The 15,883-nt window shown below is 45.9% G+C and carries 12 protein-coding genes; 8 read left to right on the top strand and 4 right to left on the bottom strand.

Annotated features, from left to right (window positions below; genetic code table 11):
* A complete protein-coding gene (locus tag GSF04_RS22470) occupies positions 1–705 on the top strand; it encodes a response regulator (protein ID WP_069021687.1) in 705 nt (234 codons plus the stop codon).
* On the opposite strand, the gene GSF04_RS22465 is transcribed toward GSF04_RS22470, so the two are convergent.
* From GSF04_RS22465 to GSF04_RS22455, 3 genes are all read right to left on the bottom strand, one after another.
* On the bottom strand, positions 702–1,991 hold the full coding sequence (locus tag GSF04_RS22465) for a DUF3472 domain-containing protein (protein ID WP_211858838.1): 1,290 nt from the start codon (positions 1,989–1,991) through the stop codon (positions 702–704). The two genes, GSF04_RS22470 and GSF04_RS22465, sit on opposite strands and share 4 nt — an antisense overlap.
* A gap of 38 nt (positions 1,992–2,029) precedes the next feature.
* On the bottom strand, positions 2,030–4,879 hold the full coding sequence (locus tag GSF04_RS22460; RefSeq protein WP_211858837.1) for a TonB-dependent receptor: 2,850 nt from the start codon (positions 4,877–4,879) through the stop codon (positions 2,030–2,032).
* Positions 4,880–4,982: 103 nt separating this feature from the next.
* Complete coding sequence (locus GSF04_RS22455) at positions 4,983–6,353, bottom strand: Gfo/Idh/MocA family oxidoreductase (protein WP_045964720.1); 1,371 nt, start codon at positions 6,351–6,353, stop codon at positions 4,983–4,985.
* A gap of 255 nt (positions 6,354–6,608) precedes the next feature.
* Here GSF04_RS22455 and agaR point away from each other — a divergent pair, with 255 nt between their 5' ends.
* The 7 genes from agaR (at position 6,609) to GSF04_RS22420 (ending at position 14,790) form a co-directional block, all read left to right on the top strand.
* Positions 6,609–7,379 carry a transcriptional repressor AgaR gene (gene agaR, locus GSF04_RS22450; protein ID WP_130165136.1) on the top strand — a complete coding sequence of 257 codons (771 nt, stop codon included), beginning with the start codon at positions 6,609–6,611 and terminating at the stop codon, positions 7,377–7,379.
* Positions 7,380–7,390: 11 nt separating this feature from the next.
* Entirely contained in the window at positions 7,391–8,680 is a 1,290-nt protein-coding gene (locus tag GSF04_RS22445) for a D-tagatose-bisphosphate aldolase, class II, non-catalytic subunit (RefSeq protein ID WP_211858836.1), read from the top strand.
* Entirely contained in the window at positions 8,677–9,795 is a 1,119-nt protein-coding gene (locus tag GSF04_RS22440) for an SIS domain-containing protein (RefSeq protein WP_211858835.1), read from the top strand. The genes GSF04_RS22445 and GSF04_RS22440 overlap by 4 nt, the downstream gene beginning before the upstream one ends.
* Positions 9,792–10,700, top strand: coding sequence for an ROK family protein (locus GSF04_RS22435; RefSeq protein WP_211858834.1), 909 nt, complete (start codon positions 9,792–9,794; stop codon positions 10,698–10,700). The genes GSF04_RS22440 and GSF04_RS22435 overlap by 4 nt, the downstream gene beginning before the upstream one ends.
* Complete coding sequence (gene nagA / locus GSF04_RS22430) at positions 10,693–11,844, top strand: N-acetylglucosamine-6-phosphate deacetylase (protein ID WP_211858833.1); 1,152 nt, start codon at positions 10,693–10,695, stop codon at positions 11,842–11,844. The genes GSF04_RS22435 and nagA overlap by 8 nt, the downstream gene beginning before the upstream one ends.
* Before the next feature lie 224 nt (positions 11,845–12,068).
* On the top strand, positions 12,069–14,156 hold the full coding sequence (gene fusA, locus GSF04_RS22425) for an elongation factor G (protein ID WP_017218327.1): 2,088 nt from the start codon (positions 12,069–12,071) through the stop codon (positions 14,154–14,156).
* Between the two features lie 244 nt (positions 14,157–14,400).
* Positions 14,401–14,790, top strand: coding sequence for a hypothetical protein (locus GSF04_RS22420; protein WP_017218328.1), 390 nt, complete (start codon positions 14,401–14,403; stop codon positions 14,788–14,790).
* 82 nt (positions 14,791–14,872) lie between these two features.
* Here GSF04_RS22420 and hemB read toward each other — a convergent pair whose 3' ends face one another.
* On the bottom strand, positions 14,873–15,883 hold the full coding sequence (gene hemB, locus GSF04_RS22415) for a porphobilinogen synthase (RefSeq protein WP_026001016.1): 1,011 nt from the start codon (positions 15,881–15,883) through the stop codon (positions 14,873–14,875).

Raw genomic sequence — 15,883 nt, 5'->3', positions numbered from 1 at the left:
ATGACTTATTCTGTGGTGATCATCGAAGATGAAGTAGCTGTGGCACAATTATTAGCGCAATACCTTGTGACACCGGCAACACCAAGTAGCGCAAGACAAGGGCAATATCGGGTGGTGGCCAGTAGCGACAATGTTTCTACCGCGACGGTACTGTTGAGTGCGATACAAGCCGACTTAATTTTATTGGATATTTATCTACCCGATGGCAATGGCCTTGAGTTTTTAAAGATGCTACGCGAGCAAGGCTGTAAAAGCGAAGTGATGCTGATCACCGCAGCAAAAGAAGTGGCGACGCTAGAAAAGGCGATCCGTCTGGGAGTTTGCGATTTTTTAGTTAAACCGCTGATCTTGGAACGGCTCGACCTCGCACTCGCCCGCTTTGAAGCACGTCAGCAGTGTTTGGATGGTGCCAATGAAGTGACGCAATCTATGGTCGACACCTTATTTGGTAGTGAACAGGCGAGCGTACAAAGTACGGCTAGACTACCTAAAGGCGTTGACCCACTTACTTTGGAAAAAATTCGTACGGCATTTCAAAGCCAGCCCAAGCAGGTGTTTACAGCAACCCAAATGGGAGAATTGGTGGGGGTGAGTCGCTCAACCGCTCGGCGCTATTTAGAGTTTTTGGTTAGTATAGAAGAAGTAAAAGCCGACCAAAGCTACGGTAGCATTGGCCGACCAGAGAGAAGCTATCATTTAAATTAAGGGTGTGCCTGTAGTGACTGCCATGGGATCACCGGCGCATCATTGCTGCTAGGGCGAGTGAATTCGCTGAGATAAGGTGTGGGTCCCGTGAAGAAACCGGTGTTACGTAAGTAAAAACGGTTTTGCTCCTCACCACCTTGATAATCCAAACGCGATCCTTTTCTGGCGGTGGCGTCATAAGTGAATTTAGCCTGATTTAACTCAACCCAGTTACCTTGGGTGTCACGCAAAAACTGGCGATTATAAAATGCCTTACGCTCAAACTGTCCAGCTTCGGGTAAAAAGTTTTCCAAAAAGCTATGCGGTCTTGCAACATAGGTATTGGTTTCAGGGCGGCTAAAGGCTGCGATCAGCTTCCATTGGCCGGTTTCCGGCGCATAAAAATAGCCGCGATATTCAGTATGGCCTTCATAAGTTGTACTGGGCTCGATATTGACTAAAAAGCGATATGTCGTATCTGGCTGCCAGTTATAACGTAAATAGCTTTGTCCTCCAGAACCTTCATTGCCAAATTCACCGACGTAAACGCCTTCGCCTTTAGCGAGTAATTTGATTTTAAGGTTGTCGGGAATTGTGCTCGGATCATCCGTTTGGTATGGGCTCCAAACCGAAAACAGCACGCGGCGCTCGGTGGGTGAGTTTACCTGAATACCAAAGTACCCTTCGCCAAAACCATTCGCCATAAAATACGAACCTTGTGGATCATAGCCAGATGGCACCGTTACTTCGTTGTAAAACCAGTTATAGTCCTTTTTGTCAGGTACGGTATAGGAAAGGTGTACTGAAGGGCCGCGACGACCCCAGTAGAAGTCTTCTTTGACATAGTTCGGTGCGGGGGTCATGGCCTCGCCATCGAGACTGAGCCCAGTAATGGCGGGGAAGGCACTGTTTCGCCCTTTGGCTAATGTATCACCGGCTATTTGGACAGTTTGATAGCCAACTTGCGTCACGGCAAAGTCACCGACTTTAACCTTAGTGGGGCTTTGTCTATCGAGGTTAAGCGTCACTTGTTTGTTGTTATGCGTTACCAGTAATGTGCTTGGTGCACTTGGTTTATCAAGGTGTAAATAGAGGGTATAGGTGCCAACGTTATTGGCATAAAAATAGTGATTAAACCTAAGCTGCTTATCTTGCCATGGGGCAATTCCGGCTTGAGTTATATATTGCCTGCTGGCGTCAATATCGTTGTTGGCCCAAGCATTACCGTAACTGCTGATATAAGCCTCTTGTGCTGAGGCAAATAGCGAGGCGCACAGCAGTATCGGTGTCATTATTGTATTCTTCATCTTAAGTTCCTTGAATGGGGCGCGTTGCCCCATGTTGATTAGAAAGAAGTGTTAATGCCTAAACTGATACTGCGGCCGTAACGGCTCAAGTGGCTCACTTGCTCTTGGGTTTTAATGTATGACCATTGACGCTCATTGGTGAGGTTGGTCACGTTTAGATCAATCCGTGTCTTTGCCGTAAGATTATAGCTGGCACTGAAATCAAACTGACCATAATCCGCTGCCCATTCTGGGCCGCCCCACGCATCTGGATACTTCAGGTAATCATCTCGCCAGTTGTAAGCGATACGCGCTTGGTAGTCATCCTTTTCATAATAGATAACCGCATTGTAAGAATGCTCAGACATTCCAGCGAATGGTAGCTCGTCTTTTTCTGGGTCGTCGTATTTACTATCCGTAAATGTATAGTTGATTTGCATACCTAGGCCATCAAAAGGTGCCGGTAGCAATTCCTCAAACGACTGTTGGTAAGCAATTTCGAACCCTTTGATCTCTGCTCCTGCTTCTGAACGTGGAGATACTTGGGTAAATTCCGGACCGTCAACTTCAACGCCGTCTTTTAAGAATTTCCCCACTTTTATCGTACCGATACGCCCCTGAGCGATAACAGATTTAATGTCTTTGTAATAGGTTGCAAAGGTGAGCGCACCATAATCAGAGAAGTACCACTCTAGTCCCAAATCAAGTTGGTCTGCTCTAAGTGGCTTGATCCCAGGGTTGGCAAGATTAAGCTCAAACTTACTGAAATTAATTGAGCTATATGGGGTTAGAAAATCGATGCTAGGTCTGGTGATAACTTTAGCCGCGCTGGTTCTAAATAACAGTGAGTCTGTTATTTCTAACTTAAAGTTCATGCTAGGCAGTACATCAGTGTAGTCATCTTCTACGTAAGAATCGGAGTAATAATCGGCAATATCCCCTTCTATGCGATAGATAATGTCGCCATCTTCGTCTTCTTCTACGTTGTATACCAGACTTGGGTAATCAAAAATGTAGCCATCAGAGGTGATCTCGGTTTTGATTGCTCTTACGCCTAGGTTTAAGTTGTAAGGCATTTCCGACAGCTCGCCGACTAGATTGGTCTCTAAATAAAGTGCAAACGTTGACTCAGAAAGCTCGTAGGAATCTTTAGGGCTCTTGGAAGCTCTAATTTTTTCATCTGCGGCTTGGGCATTAATGGATTGATAAAAAGCATAGAGTTTGTCGTAGTCGAAGCTTGCCCACGGCGCAGGGTGCATGCCTGGCTCACCCTCTAGGAAGTTATCAAAGTTGGCGGGTACAAGTACATCTGCGGGTAGTCTAAATAAGTTAAGGCCACCGAGCTTTTCTACGCTTGAGTTATCAAAGCTGTCGTAATCTGAGTTTTTAAAATAAGCTCCACCATTACTGAACATTGATGGGTTATTTGATTTGCTCACGTCTCTGCCTTTAGTTTGCTTACCGTAATGAAAGCCAAACTTGATGTCTTTGACAAATTCCCATTCCGGAATAAATGTTCCTTCTAGCCTTAACTCTTCAACATCACTTATTACTTCCGTGCCATAGTTGTAGCTGTAGTGAGCACCAAAGGGTTGATCGGCATTAAGTGCTGGTGACATGGTCACATCTGGCAGGAGGTTGTCGCCTGTTTGATCTATGGTGATAGTATCAACAAAGCCACGCGCCACGATGTAGCGGTTGTCGCCATCATTGATCCGCTCAGCACGGGACTTAGACACGTCAAATTCAAGCGTTAGGTCGCTGGTAGCATACCACTTGAAGTTAAGACCGGCCTGCCAAGTGTCGGTATTGCGAGGCTCAGAGACGTTCAGTAGCTCAGCCATTGCACCATCGACTAACTCAATGTAGTTGACGTTGCCATCTTCATTAAATTTTAACTCACCTACTGCTGGGATCCCCGGCGTCCAAGGTTCATCATAGGTGACGAAAGAGATTTGATATTTTTCACCGTCGGTTTTGTAGCTTGAGTATAAGCTATCAAAGGTGACATCAATATCATTCGTTGGACGCCATTGTAACGCAAGGCTTGCACCAATGCGCTCACGTTCGTCTTGCCAGTTCGAGTAGCGTACATATCCTGGGATCATTGAGGGGTGTACTTTCTCGCCCTCATCTAGCTCACCATTTCGGTTACTATCAACCGGGACTCGCACGTCGGTATTTTCTTCAGGATCGTAAAACCCTTGTCCCTCGTAGGAGTCTTCGCGTTGTGTTCGCTCTGAATAAACGGCGGTGAATAGTGCGCCAAAGGTATTGTCAAAAAAGGTATCACTAATTAGGAAGGAAGCTTGAGGGTTGGTATCGCCAGTACGCTCTTCGTAAATGGCTTTGGCACTTCCGGCGAGGGTAAAGCCATCCATATCTAATGGTCGGCGGGTTTTTATATTGATGACTGAACCAATCCCCCCCTCTTGCGTTTGTGCTTGCGGTGACTTGTACACTTCTAATGCTTGAACCATCTCAGGCGCAATTAAATCGAAGTTAAAGTCACGGCTAGTGTGTTCAGATGCCATTCTACGACCATTGATGGTGGTAACGTTAAAGTCCCCGCCAAGCCCCCGTACCGTGACGTTTTGTCCTTCACCGGCGTTACGGGTAATGGCGATACCCGTCATTCGTTGTAGCGCTTCAGCAAGGTTTTGATCTGGGAACTTACCAATGTCTTCGGCAACGATGGCATCCATTACGCCGACGGCGTTTTTCTTGAGAAAGAGTGACTCTTTGATACTCGAACGTACGCCACGTACTTCAATTTTCTCGACTTGTTGCTTGGCTTTATCTTGCTCGTCGGATCCGCTGTTCTGTTCTGTTTCCTGTGCGTGCGCGTATTGGGACAGGGCACAGCTCACAGCCAATCCCACAGCACACAGTTTTAGAGTGTGTTTCATCTTGTTGTCCTGTTGAGTGTTGTTATTATTGCGCCCGCTATACGAGCGCTTATTCAGGCATTGTTAGCATTTGCTATAGATAGCGTATTTAACCTCTGGTTAGTTATGTGACAATGCCTAGTGGTGCTGCAGTGCGCCATGTGCCCCTGGTGAAATCCGGGAAGTCCTTGCTATTACTTCTGTCTGCAACTGAGTCCATTGAAAGAGGGAAGACCGCTGACCAAGCAGCTGCGTCGTAAACATCCTGATCTAGCGGCTCGCCATTACGAAGGCAGTAAATAATGCGCCAGAACATTAAGAAATCCATGCCACCATGGCCGCCGTTGCGCTCTGCTTCAGCCCCCATTTTTTGCCAAAGTGGATGGTCGTATTTACCGTACCAATCATTCATGTCGTAATCCCACTCGTGAAAGCTCTTACTCCCGCCGTTTTCAAGCGCGATGCGGTTGGGGAATCCTGCAAATACGCCGTTAGTACCTTGAATTAAATTATGGCGGGAGTAAGGGCGTGGGGTAGTGGTATCGTGCTGTACCATAATCGAACGACCTTTGATGGTTTTAATGATGCTGGTGTTCATATCTCCAGCAATATAGTTCAGTTGGTTTCGTTCATGATTTGCTGGAAATTCACGTTTGGCATAGGCTGCACGACCAAGTGCTGGTGAGCTCATGGACGAGATATAGTCGAAGCGATCGCCACGGTTGATATTCATATATTGAGAAACTGGGCCTAAACCATGAGTTGGGTAGAGGTTACCGTTACGTTTGGTATGCCAATGTGTGCGCCATGAGCCAGTTTTATGCTCAATTTCTTTCATTTGCCAACGAAGTTCATGGATATAAGCTGCTTCACCGTGCAGTAACTCACCGAATAGCCCTTGGCGAACCATATTTAATACCATCAGCTCGTCGCGGCCATAGCAAACGTTTTCCAACATCATGCAGTTCTTTTGCGTGCGCTCTGCGGTATTTACCAATTGCCACGCTTCTTCTATGGTCACTGCAGCTGGCACTTCAACCAAAGCGTGTTTGCCACTTTCCATTGTGTCTACCGCCATAGGCGTATGCCATTTCCAAGGCGTAGAGATGATCACAATATCAATGTCATCGCGCGCCAACATGCGGCGATAGTCCATATCACTCTTGCCGTAAGTCGCTGGCTTGGGTAAGCCCTTGTCGACAACAATTTTAACGGCTCTATCGACGACTTCTTGGTGCGTATCGCAGATGGCCTTGATCTCGACACCGTCAAGATGGCAAAAGTGTTTTACCGCGCCAACACCACGTTGACCCACACCAATAAAGCCCACTCGCACGACATCCAGTTTCGGTACGACTAAACCTTGAACTGAATTTCCTTGTGGCTTTGGTGTAAGCGGCGTCTTATTATTGTTACTTGCGCAGCCAACCACTGCGCTTGTTGCTGCAATAGCAGCCATTGATTGAAGAAATCGCCGGCGGTTTAGATCACCCATAATAACCTCTTAGTTGTTCACTCTTGTTGTTAAAAACGAAATGTTATTTTTTGGTTATTATTACGGCAGTTTTATTTTGAACGCAAGAAAAATATCTTTCATATTCTTTCGTTTGTATTTCAATTTGTTTGCGATTTAACTTTAAATCATTGTAAAACAGGTGGTTGTAATTGTTTTTGTTTAAAGTTAAAAAAATAAATTGAAAGCAAATGAAAGCTGTGTAGACTAAATTTAACCAAAACGAAAGGAGGTGTCATGCTGAACACCATCGAAAGACGCCACGAAATCGTTCAACTCGTTGGTCAAACGGAACGAGTAGAAGTATCTGAGCTGGCAGAACAATTTGGTGTATCAACCGTGACGATCAGAAATGATCTCAATGCCTTACATGATAAAGGGTTGTTGGTTCGCTCTCATGGTGGTGCCGTTGCGAGTTCTAAGTTAACCAAAGAGCTCACCATAACGGAAAAGCACGATCATCATCACCAAGTGAAAGTCGAGCTTGCAAAGTTGGTGGCGGGCCTTATAGGCAATAATGAGTCTATTATTTTGGACTCAGGAACCACCACTGAAGAGGTTGCGAAGCAGCTTACTGAACATCAACAGCTAGTGGTGATGACCAATGGTCTTAACGTGGCACAAGCGCTCGTTGCAGCCGATGGCGTTGAAGTGTTGATGACTGGAGGCTCACTGCGTAAAAAGTCGCTGTCGTTTTATGGCAGCCACGCAGAAGATCAGCTAAAGCAATATCACTTTGACCGCTTGGTGCTTGGTGTCGACGGGTTTTCTGTTGATGTTGGTGTAACAACACACTTTGAACCAGAAGCCGCGCTTAACCGCGAGATGTGTAAAGCTGCAAAGCAAGTCATAGTGGTGACGGACTCCAGCAAGTTCGATCGTAAAGGTGTACACCGTATTATCGCCTGCGAAGAAATTGACGTTTTGGTAACGGACAGTGGTATTCCAGCTGATATTCATCAGCAATTGGTTGCCGCCGGAATTGAGGTACATTTAATAACGTCTTAAGAGGTGATCATATGCGGCGTTTTCAAGCCCTAATCGAAGCCAATAAATCAGGGAAAAACTCAGGTATTTATGCCATTTGCTCAGCTCACCCTTGGGTGCTAGAAGCGTCGATAAGATATGCCAAGCAGGAAAATACGCTGCTATTAATTGAGGCCACGGCCAATCAGGTTAACCAATTTGGCGGTTACACCGGGATGCGTCCCGCGGACTTTATTGCCAAAGTTGAAGAGATGGCCGACGAGCTTGGTTTTGATAAGCAGTTACTGATTTTTGGTGGTGATCACTTGGGACCAGTCTGTTGGACGAGTGAAAATAGCCAAGCCGCGATGGCCAAAGCGTGCGACTTAGTCGCTGAATACGTGAAGGCCGGTTTTAAGAAAGTTCACTTAGATGCCAGCATGCCCTGTGCTGACGATCCTGACGCGTTAAGCGATGATATTGTCGCTGATCGCGCTGCCTTGTTGTGTCAAACTGCGGAAGCCGCCGCGATTGCGACGTTTGGTCGTAGTGATATTGTTTATGTGATTGGTACTGAAGTTCCCCCTCCTGGTGGCGCTGATGAACAGATTGACAGTCTACAACCGACCAGCCAAGTTGCTGCGCAAGAAACCCTAGCTTGCCATCGTGAACTCTTTGCAAATAAAGGATTAGCGGATGCTTGGCAACGCGTGGTTGCAATGGTGGTGCAGCCGGGTGTTGAGTTTGATAACACCCAAGTTTTTGACTACAAATCGAATGAAGCGAGTGCATTAAAAGATTTTATTTGTACCGTTGACCGTATCGCTTTCGAAGCGCATTCGACAGATTATCAAACTGCAGGCGCTTATCAGTCGTTGGTTGCTGACCACTTTGCCATTTTGAAAGTCGGGCCTGAATTGACCTTTGCGCTGCGCGAAGGATTATTCGCGCTTCACCATATTGAAAAGCAATTACTACCCTATGTTCATAGTCAGTTTGTTGAGGTGGTGGACGAGGTCATGCTGGCAGAGCCTACGAGTTGGCAGCGTTTTTATCACGGCGAATCACAGCAACTCCGTTTCTTGCGTCAATTTAGCTTTAGCGACCGTATTCGCTATTACTGGCATCAAGATGCGGTGCAAAAGGCGTTAGCAACTATGCTCGAAAACCTAGCGCAGCAGACTTTATCATTGCCGCTTATCAGCCAATATTTTCCGGAGTTATATCAACAAGTACGCCGTGGTGAAATAGAAAGGGACGCCAAAGCGTTAGTGATTGCCAAAATTCAACGTGTTGTGGCTCGCTATTCAAATGCGTGTTTTGCCATGGAGAAAGCGTCATGAACACTTTGCTAGGACACGAAATTGCGCAATTAAAAACACGAAATGCCTATTGGACAGCAAAAGAGATCACCCAGCAGCCACAGATGTGGCAAGAAACCGCTCAATTAGTCGCGAGCATAAAGCCTAGGCTTTTGGTGGAGTTAGCTCCTTTTCTAGATGACCCAGATACTCAGGTTATTTTGACGGGGGCGGGTACATCCGCTTATATCGGTGACGCTATCGCCACTCATCTTAATGCACACATGCACCAAAGTGTGCGGGCTGTGAGCACAACTGACTTAGTTGCTGCACCAAGGCAATACCTAGCGACGGATAAACCGTGTTTATTGGTTTCCTTTGCTCGCTCTGGTAATAGTCCAGAAAGTGTTGCGGCCGTAGAGCTGGTAACACAGCTGGTTAGTAACAGTCAGCACCTTTTTATCACCTGCAACCGTGATGGAAAGTTGCATCAAGCAGCTCAGCAGGCAAGCAGTGCAACAAGTATATTGCTACCGGAGCCAACGCTTGACCAAAGTTTTGCAATGACAAGTAGCTATTCGTCAATGATGGTCGCAGCGCTACAACTTTTTGCAGTGGATGACGGCTCCGTGGATAAGTTGATCAATGCAGCGCAAAGCATGTTAGCTGCAACAGAACAGCAAAATATCCGTGCATTTGCACAACAACCATTTGAACGTTTGGTGTATCTAGGCTCAGGTTGCTTACTGGGATTTGCAAAGGAAGCTGCGCTAAAAATGCTTGAGTTATCGGCAGGCCAAGTAATGAGCGTGAGCGAGTCACCGCTTGGGTTCCGTCATGGTCCAAAATCACTTATCAATAGCAAAACTGTCGTGGTATGTTTTATCTCAAGTGATGGTTATACCAGCTTGTACGATCAGGATTTAGTTGCTGAATTGCAGCGTGACGGTACAGCCATGACGGTGCATTCACTTTGCCCTAAAGTGCCACCACTAGAAGATGTGTGGCAAGGGTTACTGTATATGTTGTTTGCACAGCAGTTAAGTTTCTATAAAGCGCTGAATCTCGGTATTTCACCGGACAACCCTTGCCCGTCGGGGGAAGTGAATAGAGTTGTGCAGGGCGTAGTCATTCATCCATTTGGGAGTGAAGTATGATTTATGGAGTGGATGTTGGCGGGAGCAAAATTGAAATTGCGGTGTTCGATGAAAAACTGCAACGTATAGAGTCTTGGCGTGTGGCGACACCAAAGCACAGTTATGAGGCGTTTTTGGCGCAAATCGTCACTTTGGTGCAGCAAGCCGATGACAAATATGGTTGTAAAGGACAGGTTGGTATTGGTATGCCGGGGATAGTAAATGCGCAGCAGCGCGTGCTATCAGCAAATGTCCCTTGCGCCAATGGCAAAGAAGTTAAGACTGATCTTGTTGCACAACTTGAACGGCCCATCGCTGTGGAAAATGACTGCCGTTGCTTTGCGTTATCAGAGGCCAGTCTTGGAGCCGGTAAGCAATATCAAAAGGTCTTTGGGGCAATAATAGGCACCGGTGCTGGAGGCGGATTTTGTATTGATGGCGCGTTGTATAAAAGTGCCCAAGGGATCGCCGGAGAATATGGCCACCATCCGCTTTCTGCGGTGTTACAGCAAAAATATCACCTGCCTATTTTAGCGTGTGGCTGTGGACTGCAAGGGTGTTTAGAGCGTTATGTTGCAGGGCCAGGGCTTGCCGGTTTGTATCAACATTTCACTACGCGAACACTTACCTCAGAACAAGTTATCACAGCGATGCGGGCTGGAGAAAGTGAAGCTCGCCATGCTTTTAATTGTTATATGGATCTGTTGGGCTCGGCGTTTGCAAATTTAATCAAAGCATATGACCCAGAAGTTATCGTGCTTGGCGGTGGTATGTCGCTGATTGATGAACTTGTAGAGACGCTCCCAAAAGCCATCGAACCCCATGTGTTTTCAGCGGTATCAGTGCCAGATATTGTTAGAGCCAAGCATGGTGATGCGAGTGGCGCATTGGGTGCGGCATTACTTGGGAGCAAAGTACATGCTTGAGCAGCTTCGTTATATTCAGCCCCGTTGTATCTATACCCCTACCAGCGTCCTTGAAGCGCACGTTGCGGTAATACAAGGTGAGCGTTTTCACGCGATTATTCCAGCGACGGAAGCGCCTGATAATACCGAATGTTATGCTAATTTAGATATGTGGCCTGGGTTAATTGATTTGCATATTCATGGCCGCGAGGGCTGTGATGTTATTGATGGCAAACTCTCCAGTATAAAAACCATTAGCACCTCGTTGCTCAAACATGGCGTCACTGGTTTTTTGGCAACCACGGTGACGACTACATGGCCACAAACTATTGCCGCGATGAAAGTTATTGGAGCTGCCTATCAGCAAAAGATGCCGGGCGCTCAGGTGCTGGGCGGATACAGTGAGGGCTTGTTTTTTAGTGAAAAACACAAAGGTGCCCATAACGAAGCTTTCTTTAAGCCGTTAGACGAAGCCTTAATTGATGAAATGATTAGCGCGGCTGATGGTGCGCTTAAAGCGGTGGCACTCGCGCCCGAAAAGGCTAATGGCGTTAAGATGACACAGTACCTAAGTAAACATGGGGTGCGAGTGATGTTAGGTCATTGTGATGCGGATTTTGCGCAAACCAATGCCGCTCTAGCACATGGTGCCTGCGGCGGGGTGCACGTGTTTAACGGCATGCGCGGCATTCATCACCGTGAGCCGGGCTGTGCTGGTGCGTTGTTACTTGATAGCCAAGCCCTGGTGGAAGTGATTGCCGATGGTATCCATTTACACCCTGCGATTTTACAGTTGATCTACCGCCTCAAAGGTCAGCATAAGGTGGCCTTGATCAGTGATTGTATTAATGCTGGAGGCCTTAAAGATGGTGAATATCAATTGGGTGAAATGCCAGTTGTGGTTAAGGATGGCGTGGCGAAAACTCACAGCGGCAGTTTGGCCGGCAGTACACTAACACTTGAAAAAGCGGTGAAGAATTTAGCAGAATTGGCCAACATTCCGCTTCTAGAAGCCATTAATATGGCAAGTTTAGTACCCGCAACTTATTTAAATATGGACAATGAACTTGGTAGCATTGAAGTGGGTAAAATAGCACATTTTTCTTTGCTAGATGATGCCTTCCAAGTCCAGCATGCTAACTTGTTTGGAAAGCAGATATTTTAAACAAAAACCCAAGCTCACCGCCCTGAAATTGACAAAATACAACGGAATTTTCTTAAATACAGCGGCCTAGCAGTAAGCGATACGGTAAAAATGGGTCACAAAGTTTCGCATTAGAAACTTTTTCGCGAATTGATTGCATTTTAGACGACTTCAAGGATGATGTTCGCTACAAGAGGTGATATACTCCCGCCGAATAATTTTTCTACTTTAAATAGAGTAAAACAATGGCAGATTTATCGAAATACAGAAACATTGGTATTTTCGCGCACGTTGATGCGGGTAAAACTACCACCACTGAGCGTATTCTAAAGCTTACTGGTAAAATCCACAAAACTGGTGAAGTACACGACGGTGAGTCTACTACTGACTTCATGGAGCAGGAAGCTGAGCGTGGTATTACAATCCAATCAGCAGCGGTAACTTGTGAGTGGAAAGGCCACCGTTTAAACGTTATCGATACTCCTGGACACGTTGACTTCACAGTAGAAGTATACCGTTCACTAAAAGTACTTGACGGTGGTATCGGTGTATTCTGTGGTTCTGGTGGTGTTGAGCCACAATCAGAAACTAACTGGCGTTATGCGAACGAATCAGAAGTTGCTCGTTGTATCTTCGTAAATAAACTAGACCGTATGGGTGCAGACTTCTACCGCGTAGTTGGTCAGGTTGAGAAAGTACTTGGTGCTAACCCACTAGTGATGACGCTTCCAATCGGTATCGAAGACCAGTTCTGTGGTGTTGTAGACGTACTTGAGAAAAAAGCATACGTTTGGGATGACACAGGTCTTCCTGAAAACTACGAAATTACTGACGTTCCAGCTGACATGGTAGACAAAGTTGAAGAATACCATGAGATGCTAGTTGAGTCTGCTGTTGAGCAAGACGACGACCTAATGGAAGCGTACATGGAAGGTGAAGTACCTTCTATCGAGCAAATCAAAGCGTGTATCCGTAAAGGTACTCGTGATCTAGCGTTCTTCCCAACTTTCTGTGGTTCAGCGTTCAAAAACAAAGGTATGCAACTTGTACTTGACGCTGTTGTAGATTACCTACCTTCTCCTACAGAAGTTGAGCCCCAGCCACTAACAGATCCTGAAACAGGTGAGCCTACTGGTGAAGTAGCTACTGTTGACGCTGATGCACCACTTAAAGCGCTTGCGTTCAAAATCATGGACGACCGTTTTGGTGCACTTACGTTCATCCGTATCTACGCAGGTCGCATGAAGAAAGGTGACACTATCCTTAACTCTGCAACTGGTAAAACAGAGCGTATCGGCCGTATGGTTGAGATGCAAGCGGACGAGCGTACTGAACTTACTGAAGCACAAGCGGGTGACATCATCGCTGTTGTTGGTATGAAGAACGTTCAAACTGGTCACACACTATGTGATCCTAAGCACGAGTGTACACTTGAAGCGATGATCTTCCCTGATCCAGTAATCTCAATCGCTGTTGCACCTAAAGATAAAGGTGGTAACGAGAAGATGGGTATCGCGATCGGTAAGATGGTTGCAGAAGATCCTTCATTCCAAGTTGAGACTGATGAAGATTCAGGTGAAACTATCCTTAAAGGTATGGGTGAGCTTCACCTAGACATTAAGGTAGATATCCTTAAGCGTACATACGGTGTAGACCTAATCGTTGGTCAGCCTCAGGTTGCTTACCGTGAAACTATCACACAAGAAGTTGAAGATAGCTACACGCATAAGAAACAGTCTGGTGGTTCTGGTCAGTTCGGTAAGATTGACTACCGTATCAAGCCTGGTGAAGTTGGTTCTGGCTTTACGTTCAAGTCTACAGTTGTTGGTGGTAACGTTCCTAAGGAATTCTGGCCAGCAGTTGAGAAAGGCTTCAAGTCAATGATGGACGAAGGTGTACTAGCGGGCTTCCCAGTACTAGACGTTGAAGTTGAGCTATTCGACGGTGGTTTCCACGCAGTTGACTCGTCAGCAATCGCGTTCGAAATCGCTGCTAAAGGCGCATTCCGTCAGTCTATCCCTAAAGCGGGAGCACAACTTCTTGAGCCAATCATGAAAGTTGACGTGTTCACGCCAGAAGACAACGTAGGTGACGTAATCGGTGACCTTAACCGTCGTCGCGGTATGATCAAAGACCAAGAAGCTGGCGCAATGGGCGTTCGTATCAAGGGTGAAGTACCACTATCTGAAATGTTCGGATACATCGGTCACCTACGTACTATCACGTCTGGTCGTGGTCAGTTCTCAATGGAATTCTCACACTATGCACCATGTCCAGCAAACGTTGCTGACGCGGTAATCGCAGCTGAGAAAGAGAAAAAAGCAGCTAAGTAATTAATTACTTATTTTGCATGAGAAGGTCGCCTTTGGCGGCCTTTTTTATTTTTAAATTCAATTGGTTATAAGTTAAATACCCTGTCTAAAAGTCGTCACGATTATTTCATGTTTTATTAATTTTAAAGTTCTTGCTTTAGGAATATTAGCACTTTATCATTAGCTTTTCTTCAATAAATAGAGTCACATTATTGCGTCGTGGGCTCAAATTTGATTGTGGTTGGGTAAATAAAGGAGATACTCAATGAGAACTTTAGAGCTGGAAATAAACTGGCTTTTCTATGTACTGGCACTGTCCCTTATCTGGCTGGGTAATGAACTGTTTTTCATTTTAGATACTCCCTCATCATTATTGCAAATAGTTACACTTACCTTACTATTTTTTACCCTAACAATATTGATACTGTCACTAACCGGAAAGCGTTTTCTGCATATAGATAAGGCGGGGGTTAGCTATAACTTTTTAGGTAAAACCCATTATATCCATACGGAACATATTCAGGCGATTAGGTTGCGCTCTTTAGGTATTGTAAGCCTTCCCGAGGTATATCTTGATGATGGTCGTATTATTCGCTTCTTTAGCTGGAAAATGAATCGCGATGAGCTTTTAAAAGCAGAAAGTTTGGTCAGATAAGGTGTAATAAAGGAAGTGCAGGTGAGGGTTTCACCTGCTCAAATTTAAAGGTTTCACACCAATTGCATTAATGCAATTGGTATTACTTTTCATTCAGCCAAATTGCGGCTTGTTTTGCAAAGTAAGTCAAAATGCCATCCGCACCAGCACGCTTAAATGCTAGTAGAGACTCCAGTACAACAGGCTTCTCAGCCAACCAGCCGTTATCAATCGCAGCCTTATGCATGGCGTATTCACCGCTGACTTGGTAAGCAAATGTTGGTACTCCAAACTCATCTTTAACGCGTCTGACAACATCAAGGTATGGCATACCTGGTTTTACCATCACCATATCAGCACCTTCTTGTAAGTCCAAAGCCACTTCACGTAATGCTTCGTCAGAATTAGCAGGATCCATTTGATAGGTTTTCTTGTCTGCACCTTTTAGGTTGCCTGCAGAGCCAATCGCGTCGCGGAAAGGGCCATAATAACTCGATGCATACTTGGCAGAGTACGCCATGATACGAGTATGGATAAAACCGCACTCTTCAAGTGCTTCACGAACAGCGCCAATTCGGCCATCCATCATATCGGAAGGGGCGACGATATCGGCACCTGCCTCTGCATGCGAAAGCGCTTGTTTGACTAATACTTCCACGGTTTCTTCATTCATGACATAACCATCTTCATCTAAGATACCGTCTTGACCGTGGACTGTGAATGGGTCTAATGCAACATCGGTGATCACACCAAGCTCAGGACATGCTGCTTTAATAGCACGTACCGCTCTTTGTGCAATCCCTTCAGGGTTGTATGCTTCCTCAGCTAGTAACGATTTTTGTTCCGCCGGTGTTACTGGGAATAAGGCGATGGCAGGAACCCCTAGCTCTACTAGTTGCTTGGCTTCCTCAACTAATAGATCAATAGATAAACGCTCAATACCTGGCATTGATGGGATAGCTTCACGCTTAGATTCACCATCCAATACAAATACTGGATAGATTAAGTCATTAACCGTTAGCGTGCTTTCGCTCATTAGACGTCTTGAAAAGTCATCGCGACGCATTCTGCGCATGCGAGTTAGGGGGAAAAGATCGAGTCCTGATTGAGCCAC

It is taken from the genome of Pseudoalteromonas sp. A22, assembly GCF_018141345.1.
GTDB lineage: Bacteria > Pseudomonadota > Gammaproteobacteria > Enterobacterales > Alteromonadaceae > Pseudoalteromonas > Pseudoalteromonas maricaloris.
This window is presented reverse-complemented; position numbering and strand designations above follow the sequence as displayed.

Bases quoted from the DNA above. Each gene is read 5' to 3' on its own strand.
- GSF04_RS22470 (WP_069021687.1), top strand. From the start codon at position 1: ATGACTTATTCTGTGGTGATCATCGAAGATGAAGTAGCTGTGGCACAA.
- fusA (WP_017218327.1), top strand. From the start codon at position 12,069: ATGGCAGATTTATCGAAATACAGAAACATTGGTATTTTCGCGCACGTT.
- GSF04_RS22465 (WP_211858838.1), bottom strand. From the start codon at position 1,991: ATGAAGAATACAATAATGACACCGATACTGCTGTGCGCCTCGCTATTT.
- GSF04_RS22445 (WP_211858836.1), top strand. From the start codon at position 7,391: ATGCGGCGTTTTCAAGCCCTAATCGAAGCCAATAAATCAGGGAAAAAC.
- GSF04_RS22435 (WP_211858834.1), top strand. From the start codon at position 9,792: ATGATTTATGGAGTGGATGTTGGCGGGAGCAAAATTGAAATTGCGGTG.
- GSF04_RS22440 (WP_211858835.1), top strand. From the start codon at position 8,677: ATGAACACTTTGCTAGGACACGAAATTGCGCAATTAAAAACACGAAAT.
- agaR (WP_130165136.1), top strand. From the start codon at position 6,609: ATGCTGAACACCATCGAAAGACGCCACGAAATCGTTCAACTCGTTGGT.
- GSF04_RS22460 (WP_211858837.1), bottom strand. From the start codon at position 4,879: ATGAAACACACTCTAAAACTGTGTGCTGTGGGATTGGCTGTGAGCTGT.
- GSF04_RS22455 (WP_045964720.1), bottom strand. From the start codon at position 6,353: ATGGGTGATCTAAACCGCCGGCGATTTCTTCAATCAATGGCTGCTATT.
- GSF04_RS22420 (WP_017218328.1), top strand. From the start codon at position 14,401: ATGAGAACTTTAGAGCTGGAAATAAACTGGCTTTTCTATGTACTGGCA.
- nagA (WP_211858833.1), top strand. From the start codon at position 10,693: ATGCTTGAGCAGCTTCGTTATATTCAGCCCCGTTGTATCTATACCCCT.